This window comes from Streptomyces sp. NPDC094143, from assembly GCF_040303825.1.
In the GTDB taxonomy this organism is placed as follows: Bacteria; Actinomycetota; Actinomycetes; order Streptomycetales; family Streptomycetaceae; genus Streptomyces.
In genome coordinates, this window is record NZ_JBEOTZ010000007.1 from 149,971 (window position 1) to 165,303 (window position 15,333).

The following is a 15,333-nucleotide window of genomic DNA, read 5'->3' on the forward strand; positions in this document are numbered from 1 at the left end:
GTCGTGGTCAAGAGTGCGCACAATGGGGGCATGGACCCCATCAGCCCTCTGGAGCAGACGCTGCACGCCGCCCGCGCCCTCGTGCTCGCCGACCTCGTCGCGGGACGCGTCGCCGACGCCGACGTCGTGTCGCTGGTGGAGCAGTCCATCACGCAGCGGCGATGGTGGGTCGAGCAGTGGCCGGAGGGCGCGCGGTTCGTCGCCGGCCTGGTCGCGCAGGACGTCCAGGACGCCCTGCTGGAGCGGTACGGCCGCTGGCCGCTGTGCCCGGTGTGCGGCACGGGCGAGCCGCACGCGCTGCACGTGGAACCGGAGTTGGGGCCCGACCCGCACTGGGTGTGCACCGAGGCCGGGGTGAAGGTCGCGGCCGTGGGAGCGCTCGGCGAGGCCCTCGGCGGGCCGGCGTCCTCGTGAGACCGGCGTGACGATCTACATCGACCCGCCCACCTGGCCCGGCCACGGCCGCCTCTGGTCGCACCTGGTCAGCGACGTCTCCTACGACGAACTCCACACCTTCGCCGCCCGCCTGGGCGTGCCCCGCCGCGCCTTCGAACGCGACCACTACGACATACCCGCCCAGCGGTACGCGGAGGTGGTGGCGGCCGGGGCCGTGGAGGTCAGCAGCCGCGAGGTGGTGCGGCTGCTGCACGGCTCGGGGCTGCGGCGGCGCAAGGGGCGCTACCGGTCGCCGGACACGCCCAGTTCGTAGGTCAGGTGCTCGGGGTCCTCGGCGACGCGGGTGAACCCGGCCCGGGCCAGGACGTGCTGCGAGGGCAGGTTGCCCGGCTCGACGTTCGCGACGACGACCAGCGCCTCCGGCCGGGCCAGCGCCCAGGACGACAGCGCGCGCAGGGCCTCGGTGGCGTAGCCGTGGCCGCGGGCCGCCTCGACGAGGTCGTAGCCGACCTCGACCCGGCCGGCCTCGTCCGGGACGCCGTGGAACCCCATGGCGCCGAGCGCGCGGCCGTCCTCCCGGCGGACCAGCACGTACATGCCCCACTCCGGCCGGTGGACGCCGTCCTCGTACTGCTTGTACACCAGTCCGGCGCCGACCCGGGTGCCCTCGGCCGGCCCGCCGTCCAGCCAGGCGAAGCCGCCGTCGCCGACCGTGGACAGATCGGTGGCCGCCGCCGGGGTGACGCCCTGAAGGGTGAGGCGCTCGGAGTCGAGGACCAGGTTGTTGCTCCACCGCCACTCGGTGACGGGCGTGCGCCCGGGCAGCTCGCCGCGGCCGGTGGCCCACAGCAGGGTCCGCCAGGGGGTGGGGCCGGGCTGGACGTGCGGGAAGATCCGGGTGAGGACGAAGCCGCACAGCGCCGGGTCGGGTTCGTAGGTGATGCCGAGCCCCTCGGCGATGTCGTGGGTGTGCAGCAGCACCTCGGCCACACCCATGGCGGCGAACCCCTCGCGGTTCGCGCTGCGGAACGGGTACGGGTGGAAGGCCCGCACCTCGCGCGGGGCGGTGCGGACGGCGGCGGCCAGCAGCGCGCCCATCGACGCGATCACCCGCAGCGCGCCCGCGTTGTCGCTCCCCTCCTCCAGCGACAACTCGAACGGCGAGTACCCGTCCCGCTCCCGCCCCGCCAGCTGCCCCGCGTACGCGATGAGGTCCTCGGCGATGTGCACCGCGGTCTCCCGGCAGCTCCACTCCAGCCGCCCGGCCCGCACCCCCGTCCAGTCCCGCCCGGCGACCTCCCCCAGCACGCCCACGCACTCCGCGACGGCCTGTTCCACCTGTTCCGCGCCCGTTGTCCACATGGTGGGCAGGCTACGAGGGATCGTGCGCGGGGAGCGACAGCATTTCCAGCTCGGCGGTGAGGTTGTAGCGGGCCGTCGCCTCCCAGCGCTCCGCCCCGTAGGGGGTCCGGAACAGCCGGGGCAGGGCGAGGAGTTGACGCAGGATCCCGGCCCGGCCCGTGCGGAAGGCGTCGTTCGGGACGAAGTGGTACTCCGCGCGGACCGCGGTCGTGTACGCGGCGTACGCCGACGGGGGCGAGGCGAGGATCGCCAGGTCGGCGTCGCACAGGACCTGGCCGTCGGGGTCGTCGTCCGCGGGGTCGTGCGTGACGGTGAGGCGGACCAGACGGGCCACCTCGGCCGTCCTCGCGTCGGGAACACCGGCTTCCGCGAGGGCCCGTTCGGCGAGCCGCGCGGAGCGTTCCTCGTTCTCGGAGCGGTCGGGCAGGTAGACCGCGTCGTGGAACCAGGCCGCCAGCCGGACCGCCTCCGGGTCGCGTGCGTACTCCTCCAGGACGTCCACGCGGTCCAGTACCGCCGCCAGGTGCTCGACCGTGTGGTAGCGGCGCTGGGGCTCCTGCCAGCGGCCGAGCAGGTCCTCGGCGTACGGCGCCGGGTCGGGGCCGCCGGCCGGCCCCCGGGCCGCTTCCAGGGTGCGGGCGAAGCGGGTGCGCAGGGTGTCGAGATCGGCCATGGGGTCATTCTCCCGCCGACCGGGGTAAGGCACCTAGCGTGGGGTACATGACGACTCCTGCCGATGTGCACGACGTACGTGACCCCGAGCAGCCCGGCCGGCTGCTCACGATCGAGCGTGACGCGCTGATCCCGCTGCTGCGGGGCAGGGCAGAGGAGGACTTCGCGCGGCCCGTCGCCGCGTGCCCGGGCTGGACGGTGCGGGACGTGCTGGCGCACTGCTCGGCCGCCCTGACGCGGGTGGCACAGGGCCGGTTCGAGCCGGGCGTGTTCTCGCCCGGGTCCAACGACCGGGACATCGCCGAACGGGCCGGCTGGAGCGACGCGCGGATCGTCGACGAGTTGGAGCGCGGGATGACCGAGGCCGGGCCGGTGATCGCCGGGGCGGACGGGAAGCTGGACGGCCTCGCCCTGGGGGAGTGGGTGCACGCCGGTGACGTGCGCGAGGCCCTCGGGGAGCCGGGCGCCTACGGCGGGGCCGGGCTGCCGGACGCGCTCGCCCTGCTGGCCCGGCTCACCCGGGAGCGGGGGCACGTGCCGCTCCACGCCGACCTCGACGACCTGGACGAGCCGCTGCGGCTGGGCGAGACCGGCGGGGAGCGGCCCCCGGGCCGGTTCATCGGGGACGGGCCGACCCTGGTGCGGCTGTACGCCGGGCGGCCGGTGGACGGGGCGCCCGCGTTCGAGCTGGCCGGGGTGGAGGCGGCCGAGCTGAACATCTACGGGTGAGGGCCCGGGCCCCCGAGGGTGCTTGGGAGCCGGCCGGAGTGGGCAGCGTAGTCTTTGATTGGACTAGACCTGTCGTCGAACGCCGACGCCATGCCGACGAAGGGGCCCCATGAGCAAGCGTGCAGTCCTGGAGGTGATCGCCCTCGGGGTCGAGGACGCGGTCGCCGCCCAGGCGGGCGGCGCGGACCGCCTTGAACTGGTGACCGACATGGCGGCCGACGGGCTCACCCCGCCGGCCGCGACCGTCGCCGGGATCCGGCGTGCCGTGGACATCTCCTTGCGCGTGATGATCCGGCTGGCGGACGGTTTCGCGGCCGGGGACGTCGACCGGCTGGCCGGTGCGGCCGCTGAGCTGCGCGAGGCCGGGGCGGAGGAGTTCGTGCTCGGGTTCCTCGACGAAGGGGGCTCGGTGGACCTGGCGGCCGTGGAGCGGGTCGTCGCGGCGCTGGACGGCTGCCCCTGGACGTTCCACCGGGCCATCGACCGGGCCGCCGACCGGGAGGCCCTGCGCAAGCAGCTGGACGGGATGCCGGGACTCGACACGTACCTGACGGCCGGGTCGGCGGACGGGGTCGACGGCGGGCTGCCGGTGCTGCTCGCGGAGGCCGGGCGGGCCGGGGAGCCGGGCTACGGGCAGCAGTTGCTGGTCGGAGGCGGGCTGCGGCTCGACCATGTGCCGGTGCTGCGCAAGGCCGGGGTCGACGGGTTCCACATCGGCGGGGCGGCTCGCCCCGGGGGCTGGGACGAGCCGGTCTCCGCCGAGGCCGTCGCGGAGTGGCGGGCCGCGGTGGACGCTTCCTGAAGGGTGCCCGGCGCTTACCCGAGTTGCTCCGGCAGGGGGGCCGCATGGGTCACCGTCAGGCCCGAGACCGCTCGCGTGAGGGCCACGTACAGGCGGCGCAGGCCCGTGCGTTCGTCGGGTTCGCCGTCGACCACCGCGCTCGGCTCGTCCAGGACCACGTAGTCGTACTCCAGGCCCTTCGCCAGCGACGCCGGGACCAGGGTCAGCCGTGTGTCCCGGGTGGTCTCCTCGCCGGGCCCGAGGTACGGGATCCCGGCCGCCGTCAGGGCCGCGGCCAGCTCGGGCACGCGCGCGTCGGCCGCGATCAGGCCCGTCGAGCCCTCGTGGCGCAGCGACTCGCGGCACGCGGCGACCACGTCGTCGGTCCCGGAGACCCGCCGGACCTCGAAGTGGCCCGGGTTCTCCCGGATCGACACCACCGGCGTCAGGCCCGGGGCGATGTGCGGGAGCAGGCGTGAGGCGTAGGTGATGACGTCCGTGGGGACACGGAAACCGGCCGTCAGCTCCTCGATTACGGCGTCCTGCTTGCCCAGGTGGGCCAGGGCCTCCTGCCAGCTGCGCGTCGCCCACGGGGTGGTGCCCTGCGCCAGGTCGCCGAGGACCGTCGCGCTGCCCGTGGTGCAGCGGCGGCCCACCGCCCGGTACTGCATGGGGGAGAGGTCCTGCGCCTCGTCGAGGACGACGTGGCCGAGGGAGTGCGTGCGCTGGACCAGGTCGGTGGCCTCGTCGATCAGCACGGCGTCCGCGGTGCTCCACCGGGCCGACTTCACGCTGCGCGCCGGCTTCGCCCAGAGGATCGCCTTCTGCTCGTCCGCGTCGAGGAGGCCGTCCGCGTGCGCGGCGAGGAACTCCGCGTCCGACAGCAGCCGCAGCACCAGTTTCGCCGGGTCGACGGCCGGCCAGATCGCCTTGACCGCCGCCTTCACCGCGCTGTTGCGGGCCACCGCGTCCTGCACGCGGTCGTCGGGCGCCTCCCCCGAGCGTTCCATCTGGACCAGCACGGCGTGCGCGATGCGCTGCGGCAGGGCCTCGCGGGCGGCGCCGTAGCGGATGTCGCGGTCCAGCAACTCGCGGACGATCGCCTCCAGTTCGTAGGCCGGGACCCGCCAGCGGCGCGAGCCGCGCACCACCACGACCGGCTCCGTGGGCAGCGTGACGTGGGAGTAGAGGGCCCTGCGCAGCACCTCGGCCATGCGGGCGTCGCCCTTGACGACCGCGGCCGTGGCGTCGTCGGTGCCCTTGATCTCGACATGGGCGACCAGGTCCTCGACGGTGGCCTGCTGGACGGTCAGCTCGCCCAGGGCCGGGAGGACCTGCTCGATGTAGTGGAGGAAGGACCGGTTCGGCCCGATGACGAGCGTGCCGGTGCGGGCGAGGCGCTCGCGGTGTGCGTAGAGGAGGTAGGCGACCCGGTGCAGGCCGACGGCGGTCTTGCCGGTCCCGGGGCCGCCCTGCACGCACACCGTGCCGGAGAGGCCGGACCGCACGATCTCGTCCTGCTCGGGCTGGATCGTGGCGACGATGTCCCGCATCGGGCCGACACGCGGCCGTTCGATCTCCTGCTGGAGCAGCTTGCTGGTGCGGGCCGCCTCGCCCGGGTCCGAGAGGTGCTCGTCCTCGTAGGCGGTGAGGTCGCCGCCCGTGTAGCCGAAGCGGCGGCGCAGCGCGATGTCCATCGGGTGCTTCTTGGAGGCCCGGTAGAACGGCTGCGAGACCGGGGCGCGCCAGTCGATGACCATGGGGTCGCCGTCGTGGTCGTGCACATGCCGCCGCCCGATGTAGAAGCGTTCCCCGTCCGCCCCCTCGGCCCGGTCGCTCCCCGGCGCGTGCAGGTAGTCGAGCCGGCCGAAGAACAGCGGGGTGTCGCTGAGGTCGGCCAGGGCCTTGACGCGCTCCTCGATCTGGCGGGCCAGCACCTGCGCGTTGACCCAGTTCGCGCTGACGTCGCTGATGTCGAGGGCTTCGACGTCCTCGCGCATGGCGCGCAGGGCGGCACGGGACGCGGCGAGGTGGGAGCGCTCACGCGCGAGCGGGTCGTCGACGGGCGTGGACAAGGGGGTGCCTCCGGAAGGACCTGCTGAAGGAAGGACGGTGAGATGCCGGCCGGTTTCCGTCCGGCCGGCGGCACTCCGTGAAGGGAGGCGGGCAAGAGCGGAGATTGTAGGTGAGCGGGGCCGGTGCACGCGAACGGTTTTCCCGTCCCCTAGGGGTCGCCGCCCTCCTTCCTGAGGGGCACGCGTCAGCCCGGGGACGTACGCGGGCCCCCGGCAGGTTCGGTCCCGAGACCGACGCGGGTCTTACGGGGCGAAACGCACCATGGAGACATGAGCGCAGCAACCGTCCACCCCGCCCCGGCACCGGGCCGCCCGCCCGGCGCCACCGCCGTCTCGGGCAGTCACCGCCACCTCCTCGGCGACGCCCTGCGCGCCGTCCGGGTCTTCGCGGGCGCCGCCTTCGACGTGGTCATCCTCGGTGAGTACGGAGAGGAAGTCGGCGTGGTCCGCCGCAGGTGACCGGCCCGGGCCCGGGTCAGTTCTCCGCGAGCAGTTCGTCCGCGTCCATGATCCGGTACGCGTACCCCTGCTCGGCCAGGAAGCGCTGCCGGTGCGCGGCGAAGTCCTGGTCGATGGTGTCCCGGGCGACCACGGAGTAGAAGTGCGCCTGGTGGCCGTCCGACTTGGGCCGCAGCACCCGGCCGAGGCGCTGGGCCTCCTCCTGCCGTGAGCCGAAGGTGCCCGAGACCTGGATCGCCACCGTCGCCTCCGGCAGGTCGATCGAGAAGTTCGCGACCTTGGACACCACCAGCACGCTGATCTCGCCCTCGCGGAAGGCGCCGAAGAGCTTCTCCCGCTGCGCGTTCGACGTCTCACCCTTGATCACGGGCGCCCCGAGGTGCTCGCCGAGCTCGTCGAGCTGGTCGATGTACTGGCCGATCACCAGGATCTGCTGCCCGGCGAAGCGGCGCACGATCGCCTCCGTGACCTTCCGCTTGGTCGCGGTCGTCGCACAGAAGCGGTACTTCTCCTCCGCCTCGGCCGTGGCGTACGCGAGCCGCTCGGAGTCCGTCAGATTGACCCGGACCTCCACGCAGTCGGCGGGCGCGATGTAGCCCTGCGCCTCGATCTCCTTCCACGGCGCGTCGAACCGCTTGGGCCCGATCAGGGAGAACACGTCCGACTCCCGGCCGTCCTCCCGGACCAGGGTGGCGGTGAGGCCGAGCCGGCGGCGCGCCTGCAGATCGGCGGTGAACTTGAAGACCGGTGCGGGCAGCAGGTGCACCTCGTCGTAGAGGATCAGCCCCCAGTCGCGGGAGTCGAACAGCTCCAGGTGCGGGTAGACGCCCTTCCGCCGGGTCGTCAGCACCTGGTACGTGGCGATCGTGACGGGCCGGATCTCCTTCCGCGTCCCGCTGTACTCGCCGATCTCCTCCTCGGTGAGCGAGGTCCGCTTCACCAGCTCGTGCTTCCACTGCCGGGCGGAGACCGTGTTCGTGACGAGGATCAGGGTCGTCGACTTCGCCTGCGCCATCGCCCCGGCGCCCACCAGCGTCTTGCCGGCACCGCAGGGCAGGACGACGACGCCCGAACCGCCGTGCCAGAAGTTCTCCACCGCCTGCTTCTGGTACGGCCTGAGCGCCCAGCCGTCCTCGGCCAGCTCGATCGGGTGCGCCTCGCCGTCGACGTACCCGGCGAGGTCCTCCGCCGGCCAGCCCAGCTTCAGCAGCGTCTGTTTGATCTGGCCGCGCTCGGAGGGGTGCACGGCGACCGTGTCCGGGTCGATCCGGGCGCCGACCAGCGGCGCGATCCGCTTCGACTTCAGGACCTCCTCCAGCACCGGACGGTCCGTCGTCGTCAGGACCAGGCCGTGCGCCGGGTGCTTGGAGAGGGTGAGGCGGCCGTAGCGGTCCATCGTCTCGGCGACGTCGACGAGCAGCGCGTGCGGCACCGGGTAGCGGCTGTACTGCACGAGCGCGTCCACGACCTGCTCGGCGTCGTGCCCGGCCGCGCGGGCGTTCCACAGACCCAACGGGGTCACGCGGTAGGTGTGGATGTGCTCCGGCGCCCGCTCCAGCTCGGCGAACGGCGCGATGGCCCGACGGCAGTCGTCGGCCTGCTCGTGGTCGACTTCCAGGAGCAGGGTCTTGTCGGACTGGACGATGAGAGGTCCGTTCAACGCGGGTCCCTTTCTGGAGGCGGCACCCTGGCGTGAGTGCTCGGCCAAACGTCCAGTGTGCCTGATCGTCGGCGTCCGGCGCTGTGACGTGCGCGTCCCGGAACGGCTCCGGTCGTACTGAATGCCTATTCATCCCAAAGTGTGGTGTGAATTCACTTTTTCCATGGCGGTCCCGAAGAATGGCGGGGTGCAGAATCCGCCGACCACCACGCTCGGATACGCCCTGTTCGCCACCCGCTGGCTCCAGGCCCCGCTGTACTTCGGGCTCGTGGCCGCCCAGGGCGTCTACGTCTACAAGTTCTTCAAGGAGCTGTGGACCTTAATCCTCATGTGCGTGAGCGGGCACGCCACCGAGACGTACGTCATGCTCGCCGTCCTGAAGCTGGTCGACGTCGTCATGATCGCCAACCTGCTGATCATGGTCATCGTCGGCGGCTACGAGACGTTCGTCTCCCGCATCGGTCTCCAGGGCCACCGCGACCAGCCCGAGTGGCTCTCGCACGTCAACTCCAACGTGCTGAAGGTCAAGCTCGCCACGGCGATCGTGGGCATCTCCTCGGTGCACCTGCTGCAGATGTTCGTGGACGTCCACCACACCTCGCAGCACGCCCTGCTGTGGGGGACGGTGATCCACATGGCGTTCATCTTCTCGGCGGCGATCCTGGCCTACATGTCCGGGCCGATGGCCGCGCACGCCGATCGCGGGCACGCGGACCGGCCGCCCGTGGAACGCACCCGGAGCGAGCCCGCCCCCGAGCCCCGGCCCGAGACCGCGGCGGCCACGCCGTCCGTGCCCCGGCAGCCCGACCCGGACGGCGAGGCGGAGGCCCGGATCCGCGCCGCCGGCTTCCCGGCCCGCAAGCTCCTCGAGGACTTCGACGAGCGGCACCCGCGGGGCTTCGACCGGGAGACCGTGGCCCGGCTCGGCAAGGCCGAGTTCGTCACGGCCCGGCGCAACGTGGTGTTCGTCGGCCCGCCCGGCACCGGCAAGACCCACCTGGCCGTCGCCCTCGGCGTGCGGGCCTGCCAGGCCGGGCACCGGGTGCTGTTCGCGACCGCGGCCGAGTGGGCCGCCCGGCTGACCGACGCCCGGGCCGCGGGCCGGCTCGACGCGGAGCTGGCCGCGCTCGACGGACTCCCCCTCCTGATCGTCGACGAGGTCGGCTACACGCCCTTCGACCCGGACACCGCCGGGCTGTTGTTCCGGCTGGTCGCCCACCGCTACGAGCGCGCCTCCCTGATCGTCACCAGCGACCGCCCCCTCGGCCGCTGGAACGAGGTCTTCGGCGCGTCCGCCCCGGCGATGACCGACCGGCTCGCCCACCACGCCGAGATCGTGCGGCTGGACGGCGAGAGCTACCGGACCCGGCGCGCTAGCGCAGCGTGGGAAGAGTGACGTTCTGGACCAGCGGGCCCTCGATGGTGACTCCCTCGGTGACCAGCGGCTCGGCGGCCGGCAGCGGCAGGGGCAACGCGCCGGCGGCCGCGGCGGAGGGCGCGAGCACGCCCACGAGGGCGAAGGCGGTGAGGGCGACGGCGGGCAGTTTCTCACGCATCGGACGACAGGGCCTTTCTGGAGACGACGGAACAGGGCCTTCCGAGGAGACCGCGTCCGCGGGCCGGCCCCCGGACGCGGGGACCGGCCCGACGGGCGCGGGAGCCGGTCAGATCTGCGGCGTCTCCAGGACGAGGCCGGCGACATCGATACTGACCGCGGAGGCCGGAGTGGCCAGCCCCCCGAACGTCATCAGGGCGGCGGTGGCCAGGACGGCGGCGACTCGACGAACAACGCGCATGCTGGGAGTTCCTTTCGACAGCGCTCACAGGGACACCCTGTGGCTGCCCCCGGGCACCCGGCGTGATGCGGCGCGCCCGGCAACGTCGCCCGAGCGTGGGACATCCCCGGCGTGGCGTGCATGAACGCCGGCATGCACCCGAACGGGTGAGAGGCCCGGCGGGCCGTCAGCCCGCGTCGTCCGCCAGCTCCGCGACCCCGGTGATCCGGTGCAGCGGATACGTGCGGACCTCGTCCGCGGTGTGGTCGTACGCCGTGACGAAACCGCCCTCCACGCGGATCGGGGCGATGACCCGCTGGCTGGCGGTGCCCTCGGCGTTGACGTAGCCGATCCACAGGGCCTCGCCGGTGAGCACGGCGGCCTGCATGGTGGCGAGGGTCTCGGCGGAGTCCGTGCGCGGCAGCGCCCCGTCGGCGGCCGGGGCCGTGCCGGGCTTGCGCGGCGTGGTGGAGGCGAGGTCGCCCGCGCGGATGGCCCGCAGCGCCGCCGCGAGGAGGGTGTCGTCGGGCACGGGCGGGCCGTCCGGGACCGGCTCGGGCGCGGAGCGCGGCGGGGTGCGGCGGGCCAGCGCGCGGGTGATCAGCACGTCGCCCTCGGCGGATTCGGCGGCCGGCGCGAACCCCATCGCCCGCAACCCCTCCAGGAGCCCCGCCGGGTCGGCCCGCGCGGCCAGCACGGTCGGGGCGAGCCGGCGCAGCCCCAGGCCGGCCGCCCGCTTGTCGGCGAGGATCTCGCCCAGCATCGCGTCGTCGTCGCAGCGCACGTACGCCGAGGCCGCGCCCACGCGCAGCTGCCCGTGCCGGCGGGCCACGTCGTCGATGAGGTACGACAGCGGCTGCGGCACCGGCGTACGGGAGTGCGCCGCGAGGAAGGCGTGCAGGTCGGAAGCGGTCTGCCCGGCGTCGAGGGCGCGCCGCACCGACCCGGGCGTGAACCGGTAGACCGTGGCCCCGCCCTTGGACTCGACGTCCGCCAGCACGCCCAGCATGTCGGCCAGCGGCCGCTCCAGGGGCCCGGGCGCCACCGCCGTGAGGTCGGCCTGGAGCAGCACGTGGTCCAGCGGCTCGGGCAGCAGGGGCGCGAGCAGCCGGGCCGCCGCGGCCGAGGCGACGGCCTGCTCGGGGAAGGACAGGGGCGTGAGCGGGGCGGTGCGGTGGTGGTGGACGGGCAGCTTGTCGCCCGGGCCCGAGGGCTCCGGCACCGGGCCCTTCGCGGGAGCCGGGGGCGCCCCCAGCAGGGCCCGGCCGTGGGCCGACAGCGCGCCCCGGCCGGTGACGCCGAGCAGCTCCGCCTCGGACAGCGTCCAGCGGGCGAGCCGGCCGCGCAGGTCGTCCTCGGGCCGGGCGCCGCGCAGGGGGCGCTCCCAGCGCAGCCGGGCCAGCACCGACTCGGGGTCCGGCGCGGCACCCTCCGGCAGCGCGGCCAGCAGCGCCAGCACCCGGTGGCGTACCTCCGGCGCGGCCGACCGGTCGAGGCCCGGGCCGAGCGCGGACAGCGTCCGGTCCTTCGCGTCCCGCCCGCCGGCCAGGCCGGCCGTCCGGGTAGCCGCCAGCCACGCCGTGACCAGGCGGGACCAGCGCTCGGCGGGGGGCTGCTCGCGCCACTCGTCGTAGGCCGGGGTCGCCGCGAACCGCTCGTCGGCCTCCCCGTCGGAGGCGATCAGGCCCGCCGCGTACGCCAGCTCCACCCAGAACGCGGCGACCGGCTCCGGCACGTCCAGGGCGACGGCGGTCCGCTTCAGGTCCCGCACGCTCAGGCCCCCGGCCCGCAGCACCGCAGGCCCGCCCTCGTCCCAGTCCTTCAGCAACTCCTCGACGGTCGCGAGCGCGGTGTACGCCTGCCCGGCCGCCGTGCTGTCCACAACCTGTGGACGGTGCGCCGCGGCCGCCTCCACCACCGGCGGCACCGGCTCGGGCGTCCGGTGCGCCAGGCCCCGGCGCAGATGCAGGGCCACCTCGCGCGGCAGGACGACCGTCCCGGGCGCCGTCGGCAGCAGCAGCCCGCGGTCCAGCAGCCAGCGCAGCCGGGGCGCCGGATCGGCCGTGACGTGCCCGTACGGCGGCCCCCACACCAGCCGCTCCAGTACCTCCAGGGAGTCGGCCGGGGCCTTCGCGAGCAGCGCCGCCATCCGTTCGCGGTCGCCGAACAGGCCGGTCAGGGCGGTCACCGCGGAGACGGAGTCGTGCGTGGAGGGCAGCCCGGCCGTCGTGACGATCTCCTGGATCCGCCCCGGGGACATCCCGGCGGTGGCTTCCCGCACGGTGGGGCCGAGCCCCGTCGGCGAGGGGTGCTGCGGCGAGGGCGCCAGCAACTCACGGGCGGTGCGGACCAGCCGCAGCCGGTCGTCGCCGCCCCACACCAGGGCCTGCTCGCGCAGCACGTGCACGGCGCGCGGCAGTGCGGCCACGACGGCCGGGTCGGCCGCGTCGCCCGCCATGAGGGCGAGCAGCTCGTCGTAGGTCGCCGGGTCCGCCGCCACGGCCAGTGCCTCCGCCGTCTGCAGGGTGAACCGGTCGAGTCGCTCCAGGGCCCGCACGACCGAGGCGCGCGTGCCGGCCCGGGTCGCGAGCTGGGTGAGGTCGGCGGGCACCGGCGTGATGAGATCCGGTCGGCTGCGCAGGAGCGCGGCCAGCGCGGCGTCGCCCCGCGCGCGGAGCGCTTCCGCGAGGGAGCGGGGGGCCACAGGCCTGTCCTCGGTGCTCATCCGGTCCACGGTAGCGGGTCGCCTCCGGCGGCCGGGCCGACTGTGCGCCGCCTCGCACCCGGACGCCCCACGGCCTTTTGGAAGCGTCACCGCTCCTCGGGGTACCGTCGGGCGACGGCGTCACGCAACGCACCCGCCCCGGAGGGGACTTCGTGGGGATTGAGAGCGACCAGGTCGTTTACGAGTATCTGAGCCGCGTCGGCGACGTGGCCCAGCAGCGGCAGTTGTCGTCGGCCACCCGCATGCGCCTGGTCGCGGACCTGCGCAACGAGATCGACCGGCGCCGCGCCAGGGCCACCGTCGACTCGCCGGCCGCCGTCCGGCGCATCCTGACCCGCCTGGGCAGCCCCGACGAGGTGGTGGCGGCAGCGGCGGACGGGCGTGAGCCGCAGGGCGCCGCCGCCCCCGCCGCCGTTCCCGTGCAGCCCGACCGCGCACCGCGGGGCCGGGAGCGGCCCAGGGGGGTCGTACGGCGTGTCGTGCCGCGTCCCCGCCCGGCGGGGCCCGTCGAGGAGGCCCGGCCCGCGCGCTCCGACGGCCCGGCGCCACCGCACCTGGCCGCCGGGCACGAGCTCGGGGACAGCGCGGTCCGGCCGGACTGGTGGCGGGTGGACAGCAGCCCCTTCGGCGTGGGGGACGAGGTACCGGGCTTCGTGGGCGGGGTGGAGCTGCCCGACCTGCTGAAACCGCCGCCGCAGCGGACGGCGGAGCCGGCGGGGACGGAGCCCGCCTCCGCAGTCGAGGCGGCCGAACCGGTGGCGGAGGCCGGGCGGAAGGGCCGCCGTCGGCTCCCGGGCCTGCCCGCCGCCGGAAGCTGGAGCAATCCGCTCCTCCTGGGCGCCGCCGCCCTGCTCGTCGCGGGCGCCGTCCTCGGCAACTGGTTCGTGCTCCTCCTCGGCTGGCTCATCGCCTACGCCTCGCGCCGCCTGACCCCGGCGGAGACGAAGTGGGCGGTGGTGATCCTGCCGAGCACGGCCGTGGCCGCGGGCCTGGTGTGGCTCTGGGGCAGGATGGACGGCCGCTGGGGCGAGCCGATCGCCGAGGGCGCGATGAACGACGCGGTGGCGCAGACCTGGCCCTGGGTGGTGCGGGGCGCGGCCGTGACGTCGGCGCTGTTCCTGATCTGGCGTTCCCAGCGCCGCCGCTAGGGCCTGACGTTTGGATCAGGTCGCAGGACAGGGACGACAACGCCGCAGATGTGCGTGCCAGGCCGCGCGTCTGCGGCCTGATCCAAACGAGAGGCCCTAGTCGCCCCGGGCGGGCGTCTGCCGTTCACACCGGCTGGGCACAATGGCCCATATGGCATTCACCGTCGGCTTCGACCTCGACATGACCCTCATCGACTCCCGTCCCGGCATCCGCGCCTGCTACCAGGCGCTGTCCGAGCGGACGGGGACCTACATCGACGCCGATCTGGCCGTCACCCGGCTCGGGCCGCCGCTGGCCGAGGAGCTGGTCAACTGGTTCCCGGCCGAGGAGGTGGAGGCCGTGGCGGACGAGTACCGGGCGATGTACCCGACGATCGCCATCGCGGCGACCCCGGCGCTGGCGGGCGCCCGGGAGGCCATCGCGGCGGTACGGCAGGCGGGCGGGCAGGCGATCGTCGTCACCGCCAAGTACCAGCCCAACGCCAAGCTGCACCTGGCCCATCTGGGCCTGGAGCCCGACGCGGTCATCGGCGACCTGTGGGCCGAGCAGAAGGCCGAGGCCCTGCGCGAGCACGAGGCGGCCGTCTACGTCGGCGACCACGTCGGGGACGTCCGCGGGGCCCGCACGGCCGGGGCCCTCTCCGTCGCCGTGGCGACCGGCCCCTGCTCCCCGGAGGAGCTGCGCGCGGCGGGCGCGGACGTCGTCCTCACCGACCTGAGCGAATTCCCCGGGTGGCTTTCGGACTACCGCCCCGCGCGCGCCTGACGCCGGCCGGCCGCGACGGAACGCAGCACTCCCGCACCGGCCATCAGGAATCCGACCGCCATGAGCATGCTCAATCCGAACATGTACGTCGGAAAGGGTTCCGTTCCGAGGAACAGCGGGGCGACCGTGACCAGTGTGGCCACGGCGCCGATGAAGAAGACGACGGCTCCGGCACGGACCAGACGGTCACCGGGCGCGGCGGAATTCGTTTGGGTTTTGTCACGCACCCGACCAGGGTAGTTCCCAGCGCGAAGGAACGACCGGGTGACGTCTTGTCACCGGCTGCAAGAGCATTAGCCTTGGTACCGGCGGGTCGTACGACCCGCCCGAGTGCTATCAAGAGCCGTTTCAGAAGCAGTTTTCCGACGAGTACGAGGACGAGGACAGACGTGCCTACCGGCAAGGTCAAGTGGTTCAACAGCGAGAAGGGCTTCGGCTTTCTCTCCCGCGACGACGGCGGTGACGTCTTCGTCCATTCCTCGGTCCTCCCCGCCGGAGTCGAGACGCTCAAGCCGGGACAGCGCGTGGAGTTCGGGGTCGTGGCCGGACAGCGCGGCGACCAGGCGCTGTCCCTGACGATCCTGGACCCGACCCCGTCCGTGGCGGCGGCGACCCGCAAGAAGCCTGACGAGCTGGCCTCGATCGTCCAGGACCTGACGACGCTCCTGGAGAACATCACGCCGATGCTGGAGCGCGGCCGCTACCCCGAGAAGACCGCAGGCAAGAAGATCGCCGGCCTGCTGCGCGCGGTCGCCGACCAGCTGGACGTCTGAGCCCTAGGAGCC

Annotated in this window: 17 protein-coding genes; 9 read left to right on the plus strand and 8 right to left on the minus strand. The window is 74.1% G+C overall.

The window, feature by feature from the left end; genetic code table 11:
• The first annotated feature begins 30 nt into the window (after nt 1-30).
• Complete coding sequence (locus ABTZ58_RS12190; RefSeq protein WP_351354098.1) at nt 31-414, plus strand: DUF8819 family protein; 384 nt, start codon at nt 31-33, stop codon at nt 412-414.
• 7 nt (nt 415-421) lie between these two features.
• Nucleotides 422-709, plus strand: a complete 288-nt coding sequence (locus ABTZ58_RS12195; protein ID WP_351354101.1) for a DUF4031 domain-containing protein — start codon at nt 422-424, stop codon at nt 707-709.
• On the opposite strand, the gene ABTZ58_RS12200 is transcribed toward ABTZ58_RS12195, so the two are convergent.
• Both ABTZ58_RS12200 and ABTZ58_RS12205 read right to left on the minus strand, forming a co-directional pair.
• Nucleotides 679-1,758 carry a GNAT family N-acetyltransferase gene (locus tag ABTZ58_RS12200; RefSeq protein ID WP_351354104.1) on the minus strand — a complete coding sequence of 360 codons (1,080 nt, stop codon included), beginning with the start codon at nt 1,756-1,758 and terminating at the stop codon, nt 679-681. The two genes, ABTZ58_RS12195 and ABTZ58_RS12200, sit on opposite strands and share 31 nt — an antisense overlap.
• Nucleotides 1,759-1,768: 10 nt before the next feature.
• A complete protein-coding gene (locus ABTZ58_RS12205; protein ID WP_351354107.1) occupies nt 1,769-2,431 on the minus strand; it encodes an HD domain-containing protein in 663 nt (220 codons plus the stop codon).
• Between the two features lie 47 nt (nt 2,432-2,478).
• Here ABTZ58_RS12205 and ABTZ58_RS12210 point away from each other — a divergent pair, with 47 nt between their 5' ends.
• Nucleotides 2,479-3,159 (plus strand): maleylpyruvate isomerase family mycothiol-dependent enzyme, encoded by a 681-nt coding sequence (locus ABTZ58_RS12210; RefSeq protein WP_351354110.1) that lies wholly within the window; start codon nt 2,479-2,481, stop codon nt 3,157-3,159.
• A 109-nt stretch (nt 3,160-3,268) separates the two neighbouring features.
• Nucleotides 3,269-3,961 (plus strand): copper homeostasis protein CutC, encoded by a 693-nt coding sequence (locus tag ABTZ58_RS12215; protein ID WP_351354113.1) that lies wholly within the window; start codon nt 3,269-3,271, stop codon nt 3,959-3,961.
• A gap of 14 nt (nt 3,962-3,975) precedes the next feature.
• Here the strand turns inward: ABTZ58_RS12215 and ABTZ58_RS12220 are convergent, their stop codons facing one another.
• Entirely contained in the window at nt 3,976-6,015 is a 2,040-nt protein-coding gene (locus ABTZ58_RS12220; RefSeq protein ID WP_351354116.1) for a HelD family protein, read from the minus strand.
• A 270-nt stretch (nt 6,016-6,285) separates the two neighbouring features.
• Between ABTZ58_RS12220 and ABTZ58_RS12225 the strand changes: the two genes are divergently transcribed.
• Nucleotides 6,286-6,474, plus strand: a complete 189-nt coding sequence (locus ABTZ58_RS12225) for a hypothetical protein (protein ID WP_351354119.1) — start codon at nt 6,286-6,288, stop codon at nt 6,472-6,474.
• A gap of 16 nt (nt 6,475-6,490) precedes the next feature.
• Here ABTZ58_RS12225 and ABTZ58_RS12230 read toward each other — a convergent pair whose 3' ends face one another.
• Complete coding sequence (locus tag ABTZ58_RS12230) at nt 6,491-8,134, minus strand: DNA repair helicase XPB (RefSeq protein WP_351354122.1); 1,644 nt, start codon at nt 8,132-8,134, stop codon at nt 6,491-6,493.
• Nucleotides 8,135-8,297: 163 nt separating this feature from the next.
• Here ABTZ58_RS12230 and istB point away from each other — a divergent pair, with 163 nt between their 5' ends.
• The gene (gene istB, locus ABTZ58_RS12235) at nt 8,298-9,530 is read left to right on the plus strand and encodes an IS21-like element helper ATPase IstB (RefSeq protein ID WP_351354125.1); all 1,233 of its coding nucleotides are present in this window, start codon (nt 8,298-8,300) and stop codon (nt 9,528-9,530) included.
• Here istB and ABTZ58_RS12240 read toward each other — a convergent pair.
• From ABTZ58_RS12240 to ABTZ58_RS12250, 3 genes are all read right to left on the minus strand, one after another.
• A complete protein-coding gene (locus ABTZ58_RS12240; protein WP_351354128.1) occupies nt 9,508-9,690 on the minus strand; it encodes a hypothetical protein in 183 nt (60 codons plus the stop codon). The two genes, istB and ABTZ58_RS12240, sit on opposite strands and share 23 nt — an antisense overlap.
• 108 nt (nt 9,691-9,798) lie before the next feature.
• The gene (locus ABTZ58_RS12245) at nt 9,799-9,930 is read right to left on the minus strand and encodes a hypothetical protein (protein ID WP_257784341.1); all 132 of its coding nucleotides are present in this window, start codon (nt 9,928-9,930) and stop codon (nt 9,799-9,801) included.
• 166 nt (nt 9,931-10,096) lie between these two features.
• Nucleotides 10,097-12,634, minus strand: coding sequence for a helicase-associated domain-containing protein (locus ABTZ58_RS12250; protein ID WP_351354131.1), 2,538 nt, complete (start codon nt 12,632-12,634; stop codon nt 10,097-10,099).
• Nucleotides 12,635-12,786: 152 nt separating this feature from the next.
• Between ABTZ58_RS12250 and ABTZ58_RS12255 the strand changes: the two genes are divergently transcribed.
• The gene (locus tag ABTZ58_RS12255; protein ID WP_351354134.1) at nt 12,787-13,782 is read left to right on the plus strand and encodes a hypothetical protein; all 996 of its coding nucleotides are present in this window, start codon (nt 12,787-12,789) and stop codon (nt 13,780-13,782) included.
• A 142-nt stretch (nt 13,783-13,924) separates the two neighbouring features.
• Nucleotides 13,925-14,548, plus strand: a complete 624-nt coding sequence (locus ABTZ58_RS12260) for an HAD family hydrolase (RefSeq protein ID WP_351354137.1) — start codon at nt 13,925-13,927, stop codon at nt 14,546-14,548.
• Here the strand turns inward: ABTZ58_RS12260 and ABTZ58_RS12265 are convergent.
• Complete coding sequence (locus tag ABTZ58_RS12265; protein ID WP_309096081.1) at nt 14,527-14,775, minus strand: hypothetical protein; 249 nt, start codon at nt 14,773-14,775, stop codon at nt 14,527-14,529. The genes ABTZ58_RS12260 and ABTZ58_RS12265 overlap by 22 nt on opposite strands.
• A gap of 162 nt (nt 14,776-14,937) precedes the next feature.
• Between ABTZ58_RS12265 and ABTZ58_RS12270 the strand changes: the two genes are divergently transcribed.
• On the plus strand, nt 14,938-15,321 hold the full coding sequence (locus ABTZ58_RS12270; protein ID WP_010035896.1) for a cold-shock protein: 384 nt from the start codon (nt 14,938-14,940) through the stop codon (nt 15,319-15,321).
• The last annotated feature ends 12 nt before the right edge of the window (nt 15,322-15,333 follow it).